Origin of the sequence: Halorussus ruber, assembly GCF_004765785.1 — an archaeon.
In the GTDB taxonomy this organism is placed as follows: domain Archaea; phylum Halobacteriota; class Halobacteria; order Halobacteriales; family Haladaptataceae; genus Halorussus; species Halorussus ruber.
Genome location: NZ_SBIT01000015.1, coordinates 120,642 through 141,702 on the forward strand (window position 1 = coordinate 120,642; position 21,061 = coordinate 141,702).

20 protein-coding genes and 1 pseudogene are annotated in these 21,061 nt (G+C 64.7%); 12 read left to right on the forward strand and 9 right to left on the reverse strand.

The window, feature by feature from the left end:
• Window positions 1–295: 295 nt before the first annotated feature.
• Window positions 296–625 (reverse strand): C2H2-type zinc finger protein, encoded by a 330-nt coding sequence (locus EPL01_RS18195; protein WP_135826703.1) that lies wholly within the window; start codon window positions 623–625, stop codon window positions 296–298.
• Window position 626: 1 nt separating this feature from the next.
• On the reverse strand, window positions 627–2,015 hold the full coding sequence (locus EPL01_RS18200) for a hypothetical protein (protein WP_246045747.1): 1,389 nt from the start codon (window positions 2,013–2,015) through the stop codon (window positions 627–629).
• Between the two features lie 158 nt (window positions 2,016–2,173).
• Between EPL01_RS18200 and EPL01_RS18205 the strand changes: the two genes are divergently transcribed.
• Window positions 2,174–2,395, forward strand: a complete 222-nt coding sequence (locus EPL01_RS18205) for a hypothetical protein (RefSeq protein ID WP_135826704.1) — start codon at window positions 2,174–2,176, stop codon at window positions 2,393–2,395.
• On the opposite strand, the gene EPL01_RS18210 is transcribed toward EPL01_RS18205, so the two are convergent.
• Window positions 2,396–2,659 (reverse strand): MTH865 family protein, encoded by a 264-nt coding sequence (locus EPL01_RS18210; protein ID WP_135826705.1) that lies wholly within the window; start codon window positions 2,657–2,659, stop codon window positions 2,396–2,398.
• Window positions 2,660–2,978: 319 nt separating this feature from the next.
• Here EPL01_RS18210 and EPL01_RS18215 point away from each other — a divergent pair, with 319 nt between their 5' ends.
• Together EPL01_RS18215 and EPL01_RS18220 are read left to right on the forward strand one after the other, a co-directional pair.
• Complete coding sequence (locus tag EPL01_RS18215) at window positions 2,979–4,463, forward strand: hypothetical protein (RefSeq protein ID WP_135826706.1); 1,485 nt, start codon at window positions 2,979–2,981, stop codon at window positions 4,461–4,463.
• A 233-nt stretch (window positions 4,464–4,696) separates the two neighbouring features.
• Window positions 4,697–5,791, forward strand: a complete 1,095-nt coding sequence (locus EPL01_RS18220; protein ID WP_135826707.1) for a DUF354 domain-containing protein — start codon at window positions 4,697–4,699, stop codon at window positions 5,789–5,791.
• 430 nt (window positions 5,792–6,221) lie between these two features.
• Here the strand turns inward: EPL01_RS18220 and EPL01_RS18225 are convergent, their stop codons facing one another.
• Window positions 6,222–7,268, reverse strand: coding sequence for a glycosyltransferase family 2 protein (locus EPL01_RS18225; RefSeq protein ID WP_135826708.1), 1,047 nt, complete (start codon window positions 7,266–7,268; stop codon window positions 6,222–6,224).
• Window positions 7,269–7,690: 422 nt separating this feature from the next.
• Between EPL01_RS18225 and EPL01_RS18230 the strand changes: the two genes are divergently transcribed.
• Together EPL01_RS18230 and EPL01_RS18235 are read left to right on the forward strand one after the other, a co-directional pair.
• Window positions 7,691–8,731: a M42 family metallopeptidase gene (locus tag EPL01_RS18230; protein WP_135826709.1), complete on the forward strand. Its 1,041-nt coding sequence runs from the start codon at window positions 7,691–7,693 to the stop codon at window positions 8,729–8,731.
• 75 nt (window positions 8,732–8,806) lie between these two features.
• Entirely contained in the window at window positions 8,807–9,337 is a 531-nt protein-coding gene (locus tag EPL01_RS18235) for an SRPBCC family protein (RefSeq protein WP_135826710.1), read from the forward strand.
• A 67-nt stretch (window positions 9,338–9,404) separates the two neighbouring features.
• On the opposite strand, the gene EPL01_RS18240 is transcribed toward EPL01_RS18235, so the two are convergent.
• Complete coding sequence (locus EPL01_RS18240; RefSeq protein WP_246045748.1) at window positions 9,405–9,974, reverse strand: plastocyanin/azurin family copper-binding protein; 570 nt, start codon at window positions 9,972–9,974, stop codon at window positions 9,405–9,407.
• A gap of 375 nt (window positions 9,975–10,349) precedes the next feature.
• On the opposite strand from EPL01_RS18240, the gene EPL01_RS18245 reads away from it, so the two are divergent.
• From EPL01_RS18245 to EPL01_RS18260, 4 genes are all read left to right on the forward strand, one after another.
• Window positions 10,350–10,988: a 50S ribosomal protein L1 gene (locus tag EPL01_RS18245; RefSeq protein WP_135826711.1), complete on the forward strand. Its 639-nt coding sequence runs from the start codon at window positions 10,350–10,352 to the stop codon at window positions 10,986–10,988.
• A complete protein-coding gene (locus EPL01_RS18250) occupies window positions 10,989–12,032 on the forward strand; it encodes a 50S ribosomal protein L10 (RefSeq protein WP_135826712.1) in 1,044 nt (347 codons plus the stop codon).
• A gap of 24 nt (window positions 12,033–12,056) precedes the next feature.
• Window positions 12,057–12,401 (forward strand): 50S ribosomal protein P1, encoded by a 345-nt coding sequence (gene rpl12p / locus EPL01_RS18255; RefSeq protein ID WP_135826713.1) that lies wholly within the window; start codon window positions 12,057–12,059, stop codon window positions 12,399–12,401.
• Between the two features lie 708 nt (window positions 12,402–13,109).
• Window positions 13,110–14,351: a tripartite tricarboxylate transporter permease gene (locus tag EPL01_RS18260; protein ID WP_135826714.1), complete on the forward strand. Its 1,242-nt coding sequence runs from the start codon at window positions 13,110–13,112 to the stop codon at window positions 14,349–14,351.
• A gap of 13 nt (window positions 14,352–14,364) precedes the next feature.
• On the opposite strand, the gene EPL01_RS18265 is transcribed toward EPL01_RS18260, so the two are convergent.
• A complete protein-coding gene (locus tag EPL01_RS18265) occupies window positions 14,365–14,850 on the reverse strand; it encodes an SRPBCC family protein (protein WP_135826777.1) in 486 nt (161 codons plus the stop codon).
• A 138-nt stretch (window positions 14,851–14,988) separates the two neighbouring features.
• Here EPL01_RS18265 and EPL01_RS18270 point away from each other — a divergent pair, with 138 nt between their 5' ends.
• Window positions 14,989–16,194, forward strand: coding sequence for a pyridoxal phosphate-dependent aminotransferase (locus EPL01_RS18270; RefSeq protein ID WP_135826715.1), 1,206 nt, complete (start codon window positions 14,989–14,991; stop codon window positions 16,192–16,194).
• A gap of 427 nt (window positions 16,195–16,621) precedes the next feature.
• Here EPL01_RS18270 and lrpA1 read toward each other — a convergent pair whose 3' ends face one another.
• The gene (lrpA1, locus tag EPL01_RS18275; protein ID WP_135826716.1) at window positions 16,622–17,050 is read right to left on the reverse strand and encodes an HTH-type transcriptional regulator LrpA1; all 429 of its coding nucleotides are present in this window, start codon (window positions 17,048–17,050) and stop codon (window positions 16,622–16,624) included.
• Between the two features lie 232 nt (window positions 17,051–17,282).
• Here lrpA1 and EPL01_RS21845 point away from each other — a divergent pair, with 232 nt between their 5' ends.
• Window positions 17,283–17,426: a hypothetical protein gene (locus EPL01_RS21845; RefSeq protein WP_168215952.1), complete on the forward strand. Its 144-nt coding sequence runs from the start codon at window positions 17,283–17,285 to the stop codon at window positions 17,424–17,426.
• 79 nt (window positions 17,427–17,505) lie between these two features.
• Here the strand turns inward: EPL01_RS21845 and EPL01_RS18280 are convergent, their stop codons facing one another.
• Both EPL01_RS18280 and EPL01_RS18285 read right to left on the reverse strand, forming a co-directional pair.
• A complete protein-coding gene (locus EPL01_RS18280) occupies window positions 17,506–18,441 on the reverse strand; it encodes a thiamine pyrophosphate-dependent enzyme (RefSeq protein ID WP_135826717.1) in 936 nt (311 codons plus the stop codon).
• A 2-nt stretch (window positions 18,442–18,443) separates the two neighbouring features.
• Window positions 18,444–20,345: a 2-oxoacid:acceptor oxidoreductase subunit alpha gene (locus EPL01_RS18285; RefSeq protein WP_135826718.1), complete on the reverse strand. Its 1,902-nt coding sequence runs from the start codon at window positions 20,343–20,345 to the stop codon at window positions 18,444–18,446.
• 238 nt (window positions 20,346–20,583) lie between these two features.
• Between EPL01_RS18285 and EPL01_RS22655 the strand changes: the two are divergent.
• A pseudogene (locus tag EPL01_RS22655) lies at window positions 20,584–20,955 on the forward strand (PKD domain-containing protein); the annotation flags it as partial.
• Window positions 20,956–21,061 lie beyond the last annotated feature (106 nt).

A 21,061-nucleotide genomic window follows, 5' to 3' on the forward strand; every position in this document is an offset into this window, starting at 1 on the left:
AAGCGTCCGACTAAAGGCCACCGCTCCGAAACCGGCGCGATACTTCCGGAACGAGTGGGAAATTTTCGAGGGAGAAGATTCGTTGGTCGGGGACGTGCGCGGTAGTTTGCTACCGCTACCGCAACCGCGCCGCGACAGTTCCGCACCGCAACCGCGCCGCGACAGTTCCGCACCGCAACCGCGCCGCGACAGTTCCGCACCGCAACCGCGCCCCGTGCCTCCCCGCTTGCTCGCGCATGAACGCGCTCGCGGCGCGTCCGGGGGTCTAGTTAGCCGAGCGCATTCTGTAGGCTGGTTAGCCGAGCGCGTCCGCGCCGAATCCGACGAGCGTGGCGGCGCTGAGGGGGTCGTTCGTGTAAATCGAGTAGACGAACAGGAAGGCGAAGTAGACCACCACGAGCAGGCCGAGCATCTTGAGGCGGAAGGTCCGGAGGTCGTCGCTCTCGTCCTGATACGTCTCGCGGAACTCCTCGCGGCGGTCGTCGTCGAGGCGCTCCCAGTGTTCGATGCCCTCGTGGAGGACCAGCAACTCCGCGGACTCCAGCGGGCGCTCACAGTAGGGGCACTCGACGGGCGATTCGTCCGGCGGCACGTCCGTATCGTAGGCGGGGGTGATTTCGCTCATGTCAGACGAATGGAGGCGTCGCACTCGGTGCGGACACTATCCAGAGGCTCGTCATGGTGTACAGCACCATCACGACCACGAAGGGGTACTGGCTCCGGACCGCCTGCAAGCGACCCGGGAACACGTCGTAGGCGCTGGCGTGGGCGACCCAGACCGCGAGCAGGTGGCCCAGCAGGACGAACGCGACCGCGAGCATCCCGAACCACCCCGGCAGGACGACGACCGAGGGATTGATGGGCGGACTCAACGGGTTCGACAGCGCGGCGACCAGCGCGGGCGACAGCGAGACGAACAGGCCCAGAAAGTGCGCGAGGTGGTAGCCCGCCGCGATGGGCAGCAGCGACGGCGCGAATCGCTTTGCGATGGCCTCCGGGGTGAGGTACGTCTCGGCGGTCTTGCGGGAGTATCCGGACGCGAGCCAGTAGGCCCCCAGAAAGAGGCCGTAGCCCGCGAGCATCGCCAGCGGGTAGAGGAGGACCGCGGGCAGGCCGACGCCGACCAGCCAGTTCGCCGCGTCCGCCCAGAACGGCGTCCCGACGAAGCCGTCGTAGGTCGTCACCCAGAGAATCGCCACCACGAAGGCGACCTCGTCGCGGCCGTCGGCGAGGCCCGCGTCGGTCAGCGCCGCGCCCGGCGGTCGGACTGCCAGTCCGTCCTCGCCGCGCTGAATCGGCGCGACCGCGCCGTAGTACCGGAAGAGTCGCGCGACGGGGTCGGCCCGCCCGAACCACGACTCGGGACCGAAGACCAGCGCGCCCGCCAGCGTCACCGCAGAGTAGCCGACCACGACCCACGCCAGCAGTCGCGGGTCGTCGGCCAGCGGACTCACGACTTCGAGCCACACCAGCACGAGGAGGCCGACCACGCTCGGCCACGCGCCGAACTCCTCGGGGTACTTCCGGTCGAGCGAGGGGAGCCACTCGGCGAGCGCGCGCCACGGGTTCAGCGCGGGCCAGCTGTTGCCGACGAGGTAGACCGTGGCGACGTATCCGGCCCACCAGCCGACCCAGACCGTCAGAATCGCGGCGTTTCGGAACATCTCCTCGGGGCCGAGGAAGCCGATAGCCACGACGCCAGCCAAGGCAATCACCGAGAGGAGGCGAGTTAGCGTCGTCACCCCGTCGAGGGGCGCGCTGGCGACGCGCCGCCAGCGATGGACCGCCCGAATGAAGGCTCGGTCGGTGACGAAACTCGCCAGCAGGAAGGAGGCCCCGACGACGCCCCCGCCGGTCAGCAGGAAAAGCCACGTCGGAACGGAGAGTGACCCCGCGGCCGCGCGGAGGCCGCCGCCGTGAGCGAGCGCCTGTCCCGAGAGGAGCAAGATGCTCGAGGCCGCGAGCAGCAAGCCCGTGGTCGTAGGCAAGAGCGTCCGGACAGTCGGGCGTCTCATCGTCGGAGGTTAGTACGGTCGGGACTTGTCGCTTCCGGAGTCACGTCGCCAGCAAGGTTTTATACAATCGTGTGGTACGGGGTGTCGGGGAGATTACCGTGGAACGTCAAGGAACACCGACAGGTCCGGGCGAGCGAAGCCCGGAACAGGGGAGTAGCATGGGAGCGCCGACCGAATCCGGACAGCGACCCGACGACATCGCCGAGATTGACATCACCGAACCGACGGTGACGTGGCTCGAAGTGTCCCATCCCCAACAGCCGATTCCCATCGGCGAGAACGACCGGGTACTCGACAGTCACTTCAACGAACAGTACGACGTCTGGGAAGTACTGCTGGTCGCGCTTCCCGACGAAGAGGAAGAAGAAGACGAAGAGTAGTTACAGCATATCCTTCTCTTTCAGCCCTTCGAGGAGGTCGTCCACGAGGGTCTCGACGTCGTCGTACGGGAAGTCCTGCACGCCCGAGAGTTTGGTCGAAAGCTCCATCGCGGTGAAGCTCACGTCGCCCGCCTCGAAGCGCGTGCCCGGTCCGTCGGGGAGCGCGGGGACGAGGTCCATCGGGTTGCTCACGGGGTAGTCTGCGCCTTCGAACGCTTCGGTGAACTGCTCGCGGAGTTCGGCCTCGGTTTCTTCGTCTGCCATGTCAGATGTTGTATCGCGTTGCGGCCAAAAGCGTTCCGGAACAACACAGAACTCGTTGACGGTTTCTTACTCGTCGGTCCCCGACAACCGCCTCACCGCGCCCAGTATGAGTGGATTACCACACTCGATCCGGGGTTAACCTCCGGTTGAAAGCCCCGTCACGCGGTCTACGGACCCCGACTCGTCAGTTTCGGAAGCGGAACCGAAAGTCCCTCTAACCGCCAGCAACGAGCGGAGTTGTCCAGAACATAAATCGTAAAGCACCCATTGAAGCGAAACCGCAAAGCTTGTAATATAGTAACCTCGCCTTGAAACTGCAATGGCACGCGACAAGACGGCACGCGAACACGACGAACGACGAGCAGTAGACCGGCGGTCCTTCTTGGGAGTCGCCGGAGCGGGGGTCGCCGCCGCACTCGGCGTCGGCTCGGTGGCGAGTCAGACGGCGAACGCGGCGGACTACCGGACAGTTACGGTCCCTGCGGGCGAGACCCGAACCTTCAGCGTCGGGAGCGGCGAGACGCTCGAAAACCTCCTCATCGACATGACCGCCGACGGCGCGTCGGCCAAGATTTACGCGAACGGCGACGGCTGGACGGTCCGGAACGTCGCCTTCAAGGGTAATCACCCCGGCGGGCACTACCTGTTCACGCCCGCGGTCTCGGAGGGCGGCACCGCGCTGGTCGAGAACCTCTACATGGGCGACGGGCAGACCGAGGGCACCGGCAAGGGCGGCATCTGGGTCAACGGTCCCGACCATTACGGCACGCTCAACTTCCGAAACGTCAACATCCAGCATTTCATCGACAACGGACTGTACGGCACGGACCCCGGCTACGACTACGCCGGAGCGCACGGCGGCGTCGTCAACGTCTACGACAGCTTCTTCAACAGCAACAACATCTCGAACATCCGGGTCGGCTCCCGCGACGGCCGGACCTGCCACGTCGAGAACTGCGTGGTCCGCACCGGTTCGACGCGGGCCTGCGACGTCGGCTGTTCCAGCCCCGGCGCGAAGAACTCCCGCGGCGTCTGGGCGTGGTGGGGTCCGGTCGAAGTCAAGGACTCCGACATCGAGGGTCCCGCCGTTGAGCAGGACAACCGCGCAGGCGACCCCACAATTTCCTCGACCAACACTCGCTGGGGGTCGAATGCGAACGCCGACCGCGTCCCCGAAGGCGTCCCCATGACCGCCGAGGAGGCCGCCTCCGGCACCTCCAGCGCGTCCGGTAGCGACCAGACGACCGAGGAATCCGGGACCGCAGACGCCGAGGGCACGGTCCTCGAACTCGTCGCAGGCTCGAACACGTCGAGCATCTCCTACGAGTTCACGGTCGAGGGGAGCGTCCAGAAGCGGACGTCCGCGGGCGACGTGGAGTCCGAAAGCAACGACAGCGTGACCGACAACGGCGACGGCACGATGACGGTCACGGGCGTCTCGGGCAACGGGTACGGCGATTCGTACCTCGTGAACGGCGACTTCGTCTCGATGAACTTGGACGAGAGCAAGTGGACGCTCACCTACGGCGGCGAGCAGGTCAGCGTGGACGACCTCGTCCTGCCGAACAAAATCGTCATCGACGGGACCGACACGCCGCGAGTGTCCAGCCAGTACGTCGTGGAGTTCAGCGGAAAGGCCCGCAAGAGCGCCGCGCTCGGGTCGATACAGGCCAACGACGAGATTACGGACGGGCAGATTTCGGGCAACGTCGTCGGCGGTAAGGACGGCTACCGGTACTCGGGCGAAATCACCGGCTTCCGCCTCGACGGTCCCGCGAGGGTTCGCGTCGAGGAAGACTCCTAATCGGCTTTTTGCGCTCTCGGCCTCTTCTTCGGAACGTCGCGGTTTTCTCGAAACGGTAGCGACAGCACCGACAGCCCGCCCGACTGTTTCGCCCGTGAGTTTCGTCCGGCAGGGAGCGTTTACCCCGTGGTCAGACGCCACGTACTCTCCGGCGAGGAGTCGGTTGCCGAGGGCTGAACCGGGCGAACGCGGCGTAGAACAATACTCGCGCCGACGCGACGTGTAGCCGAGACATGAAGTACCTGTTCTTCACCAACACACCGGCCCACGTCCACCTCTATCGGAACGCGGTCGAGGAACTGGAGTCCCGCGGCCACGACGCCCTGTTGCTGGCTCGGGACTACGGGTGTACCCTCGACCTGCTGGACTACTACGACCTGCCTCACGTTGTCTACGGCGAGTTGGCGACCAGCAAGTACTCGCTGGCCCGCCAACTCCCGAGTCACTACTACACCATCGTCCGGAAGACCCGCGAGTACGACCCGGACAAGATTTTCGGGGTCGGTGCCTACGCCGCCCACGCCGGGGCGGTGACGGACACGCCGGTCGTCCTCATCACCGACTCGGAGAACACCCACCTCGACCACGCCATCTCGCGGCCCTTCGCCGACGCCTACCTGACGCCCCACACCTTCGACAAGGACCTCGGCGAGAAGCACCACGTCTTCGAGGGATTCAAAGAGTGCGCCTATCTCCACCCCGAGGAGTACGAACCTCAATCGGACATTCGAGACCAGTTGGGCGTCGGCGAGGAGGAAGAGTACGCCATCGTCCGCCTCAACGCTTTCGGGTCGCACCACGACGTTGGACAGGGCGGATTCACCCCCGAGAAGCGCGAGCAACTCGTCGAGGAACTCTCCGAGGAGGCCGCCGTCTTCGTCTCGGACGAGGGCGGCGAGATGGACTTCTCGGACCTCCCGGCCCAACCCTTCGACCTGCACCCCGCCCTCCTCCACGACGCCCTCGCGGAGGCCTCCCTGCTGGTCGCGGACACCCAGACCATGGTGACCGAGGCGGCCCTGCTCGGCACTCCGGCGATTCGGTCGAACTCCTTCGTCGGCGAGGACGACATGGGCAACTTCGCGGAACTCGAACAGCACGGTCTCATCTACAACATTCGGGAGTTCGAACCGGTGTTAGAGACCGCGCTCGGCCTCCTCGGCGAGGAGGGCGTCGCCGACGAGTGGGCGCGAAAGCGCGAGGCGTTCATGGCCGACAAGGTGAACCTGACCGACCTCGTGGTGCGGGTTGCGACCGATTCGACGATGCTCAAGTCGCTCCCGACCAAACGCACCCACGAGCGAATGGTCGGCGGCGCGACGGTCTGAGACGCAAAATCTCTGTTTCCTCCGACGGTGTTTTCGGCGGCTTGTGACTAGCGAAAGCTGGCTGACCAACCGCCAGCGAACGCTCAACTGACTAACTGCCAGCAGACGCTCGACTGAGAAACCGCTGGGTGGGATGAAGGGGCCGCCCGGTCGCGTGCAGTTTAGTCGCTGTGTAGGCTCTATTCGCGGCGGGCGGTGTCTCGCCGAGCGAAGCGAGGCGATGGCTCGGAAGACGCGGTTTGTCTTCCGGTGCGGAGAGCCGCGAATATCCTGCACAGCGACCGCGACCGGGCGGGGGCTTCAATAAAACATTACAACGAGGATTCTGTGGGCTACAGTCGTATTCGCACTGAAGAGACCGAACTAAATTTCTTAGAAAATCAAAATCGTGTACCAAATACCGAAACTCCCGAAAACCCAGATTTTCACTCTACGCCCCTTCGACCCCCTCCGTAACCTGCATCTCCAACTCCTCGCCGCTCGCCCGGTCGAGGGACATCGCCGCGCCGAGCAAGAGGAGGCTCCCGACCAGCATCGCCCCGAAGGCCCCGAGACCCGCGACCAACCCCGCGACCAGCGACGAAACCAGTCCGACCGCGCCGAGGAGATACGCCGCGACGGTCGCCCGCGAACCGCGTTCCGCGAGGTTCGTCCTGAGTCGAGAGGCGAAGTTCGAGAGCAGGAGCCACGACACCTTCGGAATGAAGGTGTGATACTCGATGGTACTCTCCTCGTCGCCGTACATCGCCGGGGTGGCCACGTCGGCGACCCGCATGTCGTGGCAGTTGAGCCGAACCAGCAATTCGTTGGCGAAGCCGTAGTCGTCGTAGAGGCTGTCGATGTCGAGTTCGTCGAGCGCGCGGCCCGAAATCGCGGTATAGCCGTTCTGAGGGTCGCCCGTGTTCCAATAGCCGCTCGAAATTTTGGTGAGGACCGATAGCATCCAGTTGCCGACCAGCCGGAACCGCGGCATATCCGCGCGGAACTCCGGCGAGAGCAGGCGGTTGCCCTTGGCGTAGTCGGCCCCCTCGTTCACGATCGGGTCGATAAGCCGGACCAAGAGGTCCGGGTCCATCTGGCCGTCGCCAGCCATGACTGCGGTCACGTCCACGTCCTCCTCGCGGGCGCGGCGATAGCCGGTCTTGATGGCCCCACCGACGCCCTGATTCGTCGCGTGGCGCATCGGCACGACTCGGTTCGAGGTGGCGAGACCGCCGTCCGCGAGTGTCGGTTGGGGGTCGTCCGGTCGGGACTCCTCGTCGTCGCCGTCGACCTCGGCATCGTCCTCTGTTGCAGACCCGGTACTGTTGACTCGCTCGGCGTGGTCGCGTATCTCCTGCCACGTGTCGTCGGTCGAGCAGTCGTCCACGACGTAGACGCGGTCCACGAAGTCGGGCACGGTGTCGATGACCTCGCCGACGAATCCCTGTTCGTTGTACGCCGGTACGACGACGCCGACAGTGTTTCCGTTGTACATTGTTTGGAGCCATCGACGTGGCGGGAGCGTCCGGACACGTCGGTCTGTCCGCTGTTTTCGGCGCGTCGGGCTTTGTTATACGCCGACTGCCGAATCGCCGTCGAGACGCCCGCTCGCGCAGGGTCTACCCTTCTTCGAACAAGGCGTCGCTGTCCGCTCGACAGGCCTCTCCTCCGCCGTCGGGAATTGGCCGCCGAGCGAGTACACGCGCCCAACCGAACTATCAAACAGCGGGTGAGACGGTGGGAACTGTCCGAGGGCGCGCTCTCGTTCGGCCTGTAACGAGGGCACGCGACGGTTGAAACCGGCGTAAGATAATCTTAATATTTGTTTAAGAAATATTTTGGATTCTTTATAGGGTCGAAACTGTCTCTGAACGACGGATAGCTGAACTTAAGCCAGCGCACACGCCACGTTCTGGCATGGACTTCGATTTCGACTTGTTGGCCGAGCTGACAGAGACCAGCGGGGTGCCGGGCTACGAAGACCGAGTGCGCGACATCGTCCGCCGGGAGTTCGAGGGCGTCGCCGATTCGGTTCACACCGACGCGATGGGCAACGTCGTCGGGACGGTAGCGGGGTCGAGCGACTACGAAGTGGTGGTCGCGGCGCACATGGACGAGATTGGATTTATGGTCCGCCACATCACCGACGAGGGCTTCCTCGAAATCGACACCCTCGGCGGGTGGGACCCCGACGTCCTTCGCGCCCAGCGCGTATCGGTCCACACCGAGGAGGAAGACCTCACGGGGGTCATCGGCTCCGTCCCGACCCATATCAAGGACGACGACGAGGAGTTCTCGGTCGAGGACGTCTACATCGACCTCGGCCTGCCCGCCGAGGAGGTCGAAGAGCGCGTCGCGGTCGGCGACCTCGTGAGCATGGACCAGACCACCGTCGAGATGGGCGACCAGATTACGGGCAAGGCGCTGGACGACAGGGTCTGCCTGTTCGCCATGCTCGAAGCCGCAAAGCGGGTTTCGGACCCCGACGTGACCATCCACTTCTGCGCGACGGTTCAGGAGGAACTCGGCGTCCGGGGCGCGCCCGCGCTCGGCGTCGATTTGGACCCGGACCTCGCGGTCGCGCTCGACGTGACCGTCGCCAACGACCTCCCGTCCGTCGAAGACGAGGGCGACTACGTGACCGAACTCGGCGAGGGCGCGGCGATAAAGCTCAAAGACTCCAGCGTCGTCACGACGCCGAAGGTCCACCGCCGGATGCGCTCGGTCGCCGAGGAGCGCGACGTGCCCCACCAGATGGAGGTCCTGCCCTCGGGCGCGACCGACACCTCGGGCTTCCAGAACACCCACGGCGCGAAACCCGTGGGCGCGATTTCGGTGCCGACCCGGTATCTCCACACCGTCACCGAGACGGTCCACGGCGAGGACGTCTCGGCGACTATCGACCTCCTGACCGCCTTCCTCGAAACCGAGACCGGCGACCACGACTACAGCCTGTAGCCCGACACTCGCTACACCACCGCCGAAAACCCCTCCGCCGGAAGTTTTACGCCGCGTTCGTCCGAATCCGCGGGCGTGGACAGCGTCGAACTCAGCACCGTCGTCTACGTGCCGCCAGCGGAGGCCTACGACTTCCTCGTGGATTTTCCGGGTTACGCCGACTACTCCAAGCATCTGACCCGAGTCGAGCGCCACGGCGAGGGCGGTCCCGGAACGGAGTACGACATCCACCTCAGTTGGTGGAAACTCAACTACGTCGTCCGGTCGGAGGTCACCGACTTCGAACCCCACGAGCGCATCGGGTGGCGAATCACCAAAGACCTGCACGCCCACGGCGAGTGGCTGGTCGAGGAGGTCCCCGACGAGGCTCCTCCCGACCGCGAGACGGCCTCGCGGGTCCACCTCGTCATCGAGTTCGACGCCGACTCGGCGAGTTCCGACATGCTCGATTTGCCGCGACTGGTCTCGCTCGACTGGGTCATCGACAAGGTAAAACCGCTCGTGCTGAAAGAGGCCGAGCGCGTGGTCGCCCGCATCGTCGAGGACCTCGAAGGCCAGCGCCGGGACGTAGAGTTGACGCTCCACGAGTCGCCCGACACGGTGTAGTCAGCGGTGCGAAGAGAGGAGAGAGCAGTCGCTACGTGCGGAAAACGCAAAAAATCGACGCTGAGCGCTACTCGACCCGACCGTAGTCGCCGCCGTACTTCATGAAGAAGTAGGCCAGACCGAGCGTGAATACCATCGCGGCCGTCGTGGCGATACCGAGGGTCTTGGCGCTGCTCGGAATCGCGGGCGCGCTACTGCCGCCGCCGCCACCGGCGTTCGGCGAGACGGTGATGGTCCCGACCATGCCCGCCGTCTTGTGGGGTTGGCAGAAGTACTCGTAGGTGCCTTCGGTCTCGAAGGTGTAACTGTACTCGTGACCCGTGTCGTAGGTCTTGCTCGGGGCACCCTTCGTCCCCTCCCATCCCGCACCGTCGGGTTGGCTCTCGGGGACGACGTTGTGGTTGTCCGACTCCCAGACGAACTTGACCGTCGTGCCGGGCTTGATTTCGAGTTCGGCGGGCTCGAAGACGAGGCTCCCGCCGGGACCGACGACGACTTCCTTGGTTCCGCCGCCACCGCCGCCTTCTTCCTGACTCTTGGCCGCCGCGGTCCCCGCCGCGCCCGCAGTCGCGGCCGCACCCGTGGCGGTCCGAAGGAATCCGCGCCGCGTGACCGACTCGCTTCCTTCCATGCTCATACCGAGGGCTAGCGCCGGTGGGTACTGAATACTTTCGATACGCCGTCTCCGCAGAGCGCGGTCGGCGCGGCGACTTTCGCGTACGCACGCGAAGTATCTGTTTAATACATCCCGGTGCGACGTCGCTCGCCGAACCGCCACGGGCACGATTCACGTGAGAGAGCCTCTCACGACCGGCGGACGGCGGGGGCGCGGCGTCGCGTTGCTTCGACGGGTTTAAGTTGCGGATGACCTTCTTTCTGGAACGAGACAGGCCTGTACTGTCTGGTGCCACGTCCTCGCGGCCCGCCGTTTTGGCGACGCGCGACGGCGTCGGCAGGCAGTAACCTGTTTCACTGACCCGTAGGAGCGTCCTGCGTACTACGGAGGTGAACAATGGCAGATCAGGAGATAGAGCAAGCAGTCTCTCGCGCACTCGAGGATGCACCCGAGCGGAATTTCCGCGAAACGGTGGACCTCGCAGTCAACCTGCGCGACCTAGATTTGAACGAACCGTCGAACCGCGTAGACGAAAGTGTCGTTCTCCCGTCCGGGACCGGACAGGAGACGAAGATCGTCGTGTTCGCGGAGGGCGAAACCGCCCTTCGCGCCGAAGACGTTGCCGACGAAGTTTTCGATGGCGATGCCCTCGAAGACCTCGGCGACGACGACGACGAGGCCAAAGACCTCGCGGACGAGACCGACTTCTTCATCGCGGAAGCGTCCATGATGCAAGACATCGGTCGGTACCTCGGTACCATCCTCGGCCCGCGTGGTAAGATGCCCGAACCGCTCCAGCCCGACGACGACGTCGTCGAGACCGTCCAGCGGATGAAGAACACGGTCCAGCTTCGGAGCGGCGACCGACGCACCTTCCACACCCGCGTCGGCGCAGAGGACATGGACGCGGAGGAGATCGCCGACAACATCGACGTGATTCTCCGCCGACTCGAAGCCGACCTCGAGAAGGGCCCGCTGAACATCGACAACGTCTACGTCAAGACGACGATGGGACCGGCCGTGGAGGTGGCCTAAATGTCGGCAGAATCCGAGCGTAAGACCGAGACGATTCCGCAGTGGAAACAGGAGGAGGTCGACGAAATCGCCGACCTCATCGAAGGCTACAGCAGCGTCGGCATCGTCAACGTGACGGGCATCCCGTCGCGCCAGCTGCAGACGATGCGTCGCAACCTTCACGGGAGCGCCGAACTCCGCATCAGCCGGAACACGCTGCTGGTCCGCGCCCTCGAGCAGGTGGACGAGGGCGTCGAAGACCTCGTCCAGTACGTCTCAGGCGAAGTCGGACTCATCGGCACGAACGACAACCCCTTCGGGCTGTACAAACAGCTCGAAGCCTCGAAGAGTCCCGCGCCCATCGGCGCGGGCGAGGTCGCGCCCAACGACATCGTCATCCCCGAGGGTGACACGGGCGTCGACCCCGGTCCGTTCGTGGGCGAACTCCAGTCCATCGGTGCGGCGGCCCGCATCATGGAGGGGTCCATCCACGTCACCGAGGACAGCGTCATCGCCGAGGAGGGCGAGGAAGTCTCGGAAGACGCGGCCAACGTCCTCGCGGAACTCGGCATCGAGCCGAAGGAAGTGGGTCTGGACCTGCGCGGCGTCTACTCCGACGGCGTCCTGTTCGAGGCCGACGAGCTCGCCATCGACGTCGAGGACTACCGCGCGGACATCGAGGCCGCCGCGGCTCGCGCCCGGAACCTCTCGGTCAACGCGGTCTACCCGACCGCCCAGACCACGCCGACGCTCATCCAGAAGGCCGAGGGCGAGGCCAAGAGCCTCGGTCTCCAGGCCGAAGTCGAGAGTCCGGACGTCGTGCCGGACCTCGTGAGCAAGGCCGACGGGCAGGTTCGTGCGCTCGCTGCTCAAATCGACGACGAGGAGGCCCTGCCCGAGGAGCTTCGTGACGTAGAGGCTCCCGCCGCAGGTGCCGCCCAAGAGGAATCGACCGACGAAGAAACCGAATCCGAAGCCGACGAGAGCGAGGCCGACGACGCCGACGACGAGGAAGACGACGACGGCGACGACGGCGGAGACGCTCTCGGCGCGATGTTCGGATAACCAACCACTCCCAAACTACTAACCATGGAATACGTTTACGCTGCACTCATCCTGAACGAATCGGGCGAAGAGATCAACGAAGACAACCTCACCAACGTGCTCGACGCCGCTGGCGTCGACGTCGAGGAATCCCGCGTCAAGGCGCTCGTCGCCGCGCTGGAGGACGTCGACATCGACGAGGCCGTCGAGCAGGCCGCGGCCGTGCCCGCTGGCGGAGCCGCCGCAGGCGGCGCTGCCGCAGAGGGCGGTGCCGAGGAAGAGGCCGCCGAGGAAGAAGGTGGCGAGGAAGAAGAGGAAGCCGCAGACGAAGGCGACGACGACGAAGACGAGGACGCCAGCGGCGAGGGTCTCGGCGAACTCTTCGGCTAAGTCGCTCTACCGCCCGAAACTGGTACTTTTCTTTTGATGCTGGTCGGATAGCTACAGGTGTGTGATTGTTTGTTAGAAGTGGTTTTGTATCGCTTTACGGTGATGAATTATTTGTTAAAGTCGTCTCTGTGTTGCTCTATCATGATATGGCTGCGAGCGTGAACAACAGAATCGAGGTGAGGTATTTTTGAAGTCCCTGCCCGGTCGCTCTGTCTTCGTGTAATTGTGAGTGCGAACAGCAGAATCGTGGTGGTATTGTCTTCTTGAAGCCCCCGCCCGGTCACGGTCGCTGAGCGACATATCGGCGCTCTCCGCACCGGAAGACAAACCGCGTCTTCCGAGCCATCATCGTCCGAAAATCGGAGATTTTCGTGATCACGAAAGGCTTCGCCTTTCGAACGACCTCACTTCGTTCGGTGAGACACCGCCTGCGCCGATAGGGGTCGCTCAGACGACTAAACTGCACGCGACCGGGCGGCCCCTTCATCCACCCGTGGCGGTTTCTCGGTCGAGCGTCTGTCGGTGGAAAGCGAAACCGAGCGCGTGCCTCACGCCTCCCCAACCTCCTGCGGTCCTCGGCCTTCGGCCTGCGGTCCTCGTCCCTCGCACGGATGGGTGCGAGATGAACTCGCGCCAGCGCGCGCCGAATTGGAGTTCGAGTAGAGCGGTACGAACCTTTAAATCCAAGAACGCGACCAAAGTGCCCCGATGGAACCCCTCGGCGTCAGACTCGGGATGGACCTCGGAGTCTCAGCCGCGGCGCTGGCGTTCGTCCTCGGCGGAATCGGCTTGGGCACCCTCAGCGGTCTCACGCCCGGCCTGCACGTCAACAACCTCGCGCTTCTGCTTGCGTCGGCCGCGCCCGCGGTCCCGGGCCCGCCGCGGCTCGTCGGCGCGGCGATGCTCGCGGCGGGCGTCGTCCACTCCTTCCTCGACGCCGTGCCCGCCCTCGCGCTCGGGGTGCCCGACGCCGCGATGGCTGCGACTGCGCTGCCGGGCCACCGGCTCGTCATCGCTGGACGCGGGCGGGAGGCCGTCCGCCTCTCCGCGCTCGGAAGCGGGTTGGCCGTCGCGCTCGCGGTCCCCCTCGCCGTCCCCGTCACGCGCGGGATGACAGTGGCCTACCCAGTCGTGCGCGACCACCTGCCCATCGTTCTCGGCGGCGTGGTCGCTTTCCTCCTGCTGACCGAAGGCTCGGCCCGCGCCGTCGTCGGGGGCGCGGCGGCCTTCGCCGGGAGCGCGGCGCTCGGCCACGCGACCCTCGACCTCTCTCCGGCGGCACCCCTCGCGGCGGGCGGGATGCTCACGCCCCTGTTCGCCGGGCTGTTCGGCGCGCCGGTCCTCGTCGAGGCCCTCTCGGGGTCGGGCGTGCCCGAGCAGGACGACCCCGTGATAGCGACCACTCGGCGGACCGTCGCCGTCACCGCACTCGCCGGAAGCGTCGCCGGAGCGGTGGTGGGCTACCTGCCGGGGGTCTCGTCGGCCGTCGCCGCGGTGGTCGCCCTCGCTCTCGTCCCCGGTTCGACGGAGGCCCGCGGATTCGTCGTGGCGACCAGCGGCGTCAACACCGCCAACACCATCTTCGCCCTCTTCGCGCTCTCGGCGCTCGGCACGCCCCGGACCGGCGTGATGGTCGCTTTGCAGGAGGCCGACGCCCCGGTGAACCTGCCCCTGTTGCTCGCCAGCGCCGCAGTTGCGGGACTGGCGGGGTTTCTGCTGGTCCTTTCGGTCGGCGACCGCTACCTCCGCGCGGTCGGGTCGATAGACCAGTTCCGGCTCTCGGTCGCTGTCCTCTGTCTGCTGGCCGGACTCAGCTACCTGTTCGCGGGAGAACTTGGCGTGGTGGTCTTCGCAGTCGCCGCGCTCGTGGGACTCGTCCCGGCCCAGTTCGGTGCCCGAAGAGTGCATCTGATGGGCGTCTTGCTCGGACCGCTGATTTTAGGCCTTTAGCCGTGAACTACGCTCAAACTTCCAGAATTCGCTTCGTCCGGCGGTGGCGGTCCCGGAACATCGGCTCGAAGCCTATCCACCCCAGCGGCCCGAGGAGGCCCCGGACCACCGGAAGCTCGTACTCCACGCGGTCCCGAACGAGGGTCGTCTCGCCGTCGATGGCGTAGAACGAGTGGGCGTGATTCCACGTCGGGAAGGGACCGTCCTCCATCACGTCCTCGAAGACCGCCGTGCCGTCGCCCTCCTCGCGGCGGGTGATGCGCGTGGTCCACCGCTGGCGCGGGCCGACGTCGAGCGGTCGCATCGACATCCGGACCGTGGTCCCGGCGTCCAGCACCGCGTCGTCGCCGCGCTTGATTCCGTCCGGTCCGCGGACCTCCTCGACGCGGAGGTGCATCCAGTCGGGGGTCAGCGCCTCCAGTCCGCGGATTCGGGAGTGGAAGTCCCAGACCGCTTCCAAGGGGGACTCGACGCGGACCTCTCGCTGGTAGGTGGGCATGGTCGATACTTGTGCCAGCACCGACAAAACTTCCGTGGCGTCGTCGGGGGTCAGGGTCGTGGTCGGGGCGCGACCGCTCCGGCAAATACTGACTGTCACATCGAGACTTTATACTCCCAGCGACGTTCACAGTTGTACATGGTTTCGGAGCGCGCGACCCGGACGACCCCGTTCGCCGCGATGGACGTTCTCGAACGGGCCAACCGCATGGACGACGTTGTACACCTCGAAGTGGGCGAACCCGACTTCGAGACGCCGCAGGCAGTCACCGAGGCAGCAGTCGCAGCGCTCCGCGCGGGCGAGACGGGATACACCTCCTCGAAGGGCAAGCCCGAACTCCGGCAGGCGATTTCGGACTACTACGACCGGCGCTACGGCGTGGACGTGCCGACCGAGCGCATCGTCGTGACCTCGGGGTCGTCGCCCGCGCTCTTGCTGGCGTTCTCGACGCTGGTGGACCCCGGCGACGAGGTGGTGCTGACCGACCCCTACTACGCCTGCTACCCGAACTTCGTCAGACAGGTCGGCGGGAGCATCTCGACGGTCCCGCTGGCGGCCGAGGAGGGGTTCCGACCGCGGGCCAGCGAGTTCGCTCGCACGGTGGATTCGGAGACCGAGGCCCTCCTGCTCAACTCGCCCGCGAACCCGACCGGCGCGGTGCTTTCGGGGTCGACGCTCTCGGAGCTGGTCGAACTCGCGGACGCCGCCGACGCCACGGTCATCTCCGACGAGGTCTACCACGGCCTGACCTACGAGGGCGAGGACCACACCATCTTGGAGTACACCGACGACGCCTTCGTCGTAGACGGCTTCTCGAAGCGATTTTCGATGACGGGATGGCGACTCGGCTGGATGGTCGCGCCCGAGGAGTACGTCGGCCACGTCAACCGCATCGCCCAGAACACGCTCATCTGCGCGCCCAACTTCGTCCAATCGGGCGGCGTGGCGGCCCTCAACGAGGTCGGCGACGATTTCCTCGGCGACGTGCGCGAGACCTACCGCGAGCGCCGGGACTACCTCGTGAGCGAAGTCGAAGACTGGGGCCTGAGTATGGGCTACACGCCGGGCGGGGCGTACTATCTCCTCATCGACGTGAGCGGCCTACCGGGAGATGTCCTCGAACAGCGTTCGAGGGGCGGCGGGACCTCGTCCCGCAAGGCGTTCGACGCCGCGGACTTCTTCCTCGAAGAGGCGGGCGTGGCGATGACCCCCGGACCGGACTTCGGGACCAACGCCGAGGAGTGCCTGCGGGTGTCCTACGCCAACAGCGCCGAGCGACTGGCCGAGGCCTCCGAGCGCATCCAGCGGGCGCTGGAGCGCGTCGAGATTCCGGCTGCGGACTGACCTGATTTCTGCGGGTTAAAGACAACTTTTTGTTCGGGAAATATAGAACTAGAATTGCTAGAGAATTATCTATCATTCTTATCGGCGCACGCTGGCGCGCTCTCTCGTGAGCGCGCCATCGGCGTGCGAGGGACGAGGACCGGAAGCCGGAGCGAAGCGGAGGCTGAGGACCGCAGGAGGTTGGGGAGGTTCGAGGCCCGCGGTCGCGGTGCGGGGCGGGGCGGTGCTGTGCGGGAGACTCCTCGGCTCAAGCCTGAAGCTAGCTTCCCTTCCCTTTCCTCCGTATCTCGTAGCGGGACGAGATAATCGGACTCCTTCGTAACTACGACTCCGAAACAGCAACTAACAAAACCGAATCATCAGACCACAATCGAAACCCCAGTAACGACCCCACGCCGAACCGCCGACACTCCACAACCGGCCCGAGTTACTTCAGCCGTTCCTGCAAAAACGACGGATGGGCCGCCGTCACGCCGTCGATTTCCAGAATCTTCTCGCTAATCACGTCGCCGACGGCGTCGCCGTCCGCCGCGCGGACCTCGGCCATCAGCATGTGGTCGCCCGACGAGGAGTAGAGCGTCTCGACCTCGTCCAGCGCCTTCAAATCGCGGGTGGCCTCGACGTACTTCTCGCTGGCGACGTCCATCCCGACGAGCGCGATGGACTTGCTCGACAGCTTCTTCGGGTCGATTTCGGCCGAATACCCCACGATGACCCCCTCGTCTTCGAGTTTCTCGATGTATTTGCGAACCGTGGGCTTCGAGACGTTCGCCCGGTCGGCGATTTCGGCGTAGGACGCTTGGGCGTCCTCCTCGAGGACCGAGAGAATTCGATCTTCGGTGGATTGGGTACTCATTACCAGTGTATTTCGGATACGGGAAAAAATACCTTGCGAAGGTGAAAACAGTTCGTAGACCGAGAAAAAGTCTCCTCGTGGTAGTTCCGTCGAAGCTACTCCACCCGAAAAACGGACAACGGGACGCTACGCTCGCCGAACGCTCGGGAACAATCACCGAACGCTCGGAAACGGCCGCGAACGCTCGGGAGGGACGCTCACTTTTTCGGACGACCGGCCAGTACCCGGCGACATGGCACGACGCTCGCGGAGACGGTTCGTACAGGTCTCGCTCGCCGGAGTCGCCGCCGGTCTCGCCGGATGCGGCATGCCCGGCGGCGGTGGAGAGAGTGGCGAAGAAGGAAGCAGAGAAGCGCCCGCATTCCAAGACAAGTAGCACCTGCGCTTTCCGACCGATAGCGCCGACGCTCTGGGGAGTCGAAAAAGCGGAAAAAGCGAAGCAATCGACTTCGACGTTACTTGTGGCGGTCGAGCAGGTCGTAGCTACGCTCCCACTCGTAGTCGTCGTCGAAGTACCGCTCGGCCAGCGGCTCCTCGGGCATGTCGCCCGTGGCCTGCTTCTCCTGCTGGTAGGACGGTCGGTCGCTGTCCTTGTAGAAGCGACCCGTGAGGACCTCTCCCTCGTAGAGTTTGTTCTCGGCTTCCTGCATCATCTCCGACGCTTCGCCGCGGTCGGTGATGTCGAAGTCGTAGTCGTCGCTGTCCTGCACGTCGATGTACGGGACGTACTGCTTGGCGTCCTTGTTCCACGTCGGGCACTGGGTCAGGAAGTCCACGTGGGCGAATCCGTCGTGTTCCATCGCCTCCGTCAGGATTTCCTTGGCCTGATTCGGGTTGACCGCCGCGGTCCGAGCGACGTAGGACGCCCCGGAGGTCAGCGCGAGCGAGAGCGGCCGAATCGGCTGCTTGGCGCTGCCGTGGGGCTGAGTCTTCGACTTGTGGCCCTTCGGACTGGTCGGGGAGGTCTGGCCCTTCGTCAGCCCGAAAATCTCGTTGTCGAAGACGATGTAGGTCATGTCGTGGTTCTCGCGGGCGGTGTGCATGAAGTGGTTCCCGCCGATGCCGTAGCCGTCGCCGTCACCGCCCGCCGCGATGACTTCGAGGTCGGGGTTGGCCATCTTGGCCGCGCGAGCGACCGGCAGCGACCGGCCGTGGATGGAGTGGAACCCGTAGCTCCGGAAGTAACTCGACAGCTTGCCGGAACAGCCGATACCCGTCACGAGGAGCGTCTCCTCGGGGTTGCGGCCGACCTCGGGCATGGCCTGCTTCAGCGCCTTCAGGACGCCGAAGTCCCCACAGCCCGGACACCACGTCGCCTGTGGCTCGATTTCCGGAGTGAACTCGTCTCTGTCGATGTCTCGCTCTTCGCCGATTGCGTTGAATGCACTCATGGTTAATCACCCGTTGCGGATTCGATGCGGACGTTGTACTGGCTCAAGTCGGCTTCCTCGCCGAGGCGGCTCTCGAAGCCGGAGACGACCTCCTCCGGTTCGAAGGGGTTGCCGTCGTACTTGAGCAGGCTGTACAGCTTCTCGCCGAAGCGACCCAGCTGGCCCTGAATGTGACGGCGGAACTGCGCCGAGGCGTTCATCTCGACGACCAGCGACTCGTCCACGCTCTCCAAGAACTCCGTGACCTCGTCCTTCGGGAAGGGCATGATGTCGCTGACGTTCATGGCCTTGACCGAGTGGCCCTCCTCGTTGAGGCGGTCGACTGCCTCCTCGATGACGCCCTTGGTCGAACCGAAGCTGAGGATGCCGTACTCGGCGTCCTCCGGCCCGTAGACCGGCTGGTGGTCGGACGTTTCAGTCAGCTCCTCGCGGATCGCGTCGAGCTTGGCCATCCGGCGGTTCATCTGGATGGTGCGGTTGTCGGCGTCCTCGCTGATGTGGCCGACTTCGTTGTGTTCGTTACCCGATGCGAGGAAGTTCCCGCCCTTCTGGCCGGGGATGGACCGGCGACTGACGCCGCCGAAGCCGCTCTCCTCGTCGTCGTACATGTATCGCTTGAAGCGACCGGCCTCTTGGACCGCTTCTTCGAGTTCGGCCTCGGTCACGACGCTCCCGATGTCGGGGTTGGGCTCCTCGTCGAAGACCTCCTCGGGGACGGTCTGGTGGCCGCCCGAGAGCTTCTGGTCGTAGAGGACGATGGCCGGAATCTGGTACTCGTAGGCGATTTCGAAGGCCTTGCGAGTCTGCTCGTAACACTCCGCGGGGTCGCCCGGCGCGAACACTACGCGGTTCGAGTCGCCCTGCGAGGTGTACAGGACGTGTTCGAGGTCGCCCTGCTCGGGCTTGGTCGGCATCCCGGTCGAGGGACCGGCGCGCATCGCTTCCACGAGGACGATGGGCGTCTCGGTAATCTCGGCGAGACCGAGCGGTTCGGACATCAGCGCGAACCCGCCACCGGACGACCCGGACATCGCCTTCGCTCCGGCGTGGCTCGCACCGATGGCGAGCGACGCCGCGGCGATTTCGTCTTCGACCTGCTCGGAGATGCCGCCCATCTCGGGCAGGTGCTGGGTCATGATGGTGTACACGTCGGTCCACGGGGTCATCGGATAGCCCGAGATGAACCGACAGCCCTCGTCCAAGGCACCGTAGGCGATGCCGTGGGAGCCGGAGACGAGGACCTGCTCCTCGTCGGCACTCCCGGTCGGAGCGCGCAGGTCGTGGGTGTGTTCGTAGTTCTCGTTGACCGACTCGTAGGCCTCTTCGAGAATCTGGAGGTTGGCCTCCAGCACGTCGCCGCTCATGGCGTCCTCCATCAGGTCCTCGATGTACTGGAGGTCCATGTCGAGCAACGCCGCGGTCGCGCCCACACCCGCCGTGTTGCGCATGACCTCACGGCCGTGTTCCTTGGCGAGACCTCGGAGGTCGAGGTCGTAGACGTGCCAGTTGTTCTCCTCGACGCGCTCGTCGAAGTTCTCGATTTCGCTGGCGTCGAGCAGGCCGGAGTCGTAGACGATGACGCCGCCTTCGCGCAACTCGTCCAGGTTCTCCGACAGGGGCTTGACCTCCTCGTTGCCGTAGTAGGCCTCCTCTTGGGGGTTCCGAGCGAAACTGTCACCCAGCGCGAGGAGGAAGTTGTAGTTGTCTCCTCGGGACTTTACGGGCTCGTCTTTCGCACGAATCTCTACGTACGTGTGGCCGCCGCGGATGCGCGACGGGTAGTGTCGGTGCGTGAAGACGTTCAGGCCCGAGCGCATCAGCGCCTTGGCGAAGTTCTGGCTCGTCGAGTCGATTCCGTCACCGGAACCGCCCGCGATTCGCCAGATGAGTTCGTCATCAGTCATATTTGTAGCTCACGGCCGTTAGGCCCAGTGATTAGAGATAAATCGGGGAATCAGTAAAGCCTTTGCTATAGATTAGCAAGGAATGTTCATGAGGATTTGGCGGTAATGGTAAGTTTCCGACCCATTACTGGACCTGCCGACTCGGTTAGAAAATCGAATCCGTCAAACTACTATCAGGAAAGTTATTTTTACTCTTTAGATACATAAGTTTATAAGCGAAAAGGAGTTAACCGTCGGCATGTCGAAGCCGACTTCGGTCGTTCTCGCCGTCCTCCTCGTCGTGACGACCCCTGTCGCCGGAACGCTCTCTGCAAACATCGCTGCTCCCTCGGAAGCCACCGCCCCCGAAAACGAGGCCCCGCTCGCCGACGCCGGACTCGACCAAGAGGTACGGAAGGGTGCGACGGTACTCCTCGACGGCACCGGCTCGCGCGACCCCGACGGACGCATCGAAGCCTACGACTGGTCGATTCAGACGCCGAGCAACGACACTATCACTCCCGACTGCGCCACCTGCAATCGAACCCGATTCACGCCGACCGAAACCGGACGCTATCGCGTCACCCTAACTATCACGGACGAGGAGGGTGCGAGCAGTTCCGACACCCTCTACGTCGATGTTTCGCCCGGCGCGGACCCCTCCATCTCGATCTCGGGGCCGGGAGAATCCACGACTGGCGCGACAGAAACGTACACCGCGGACCTCGACGCCGGGG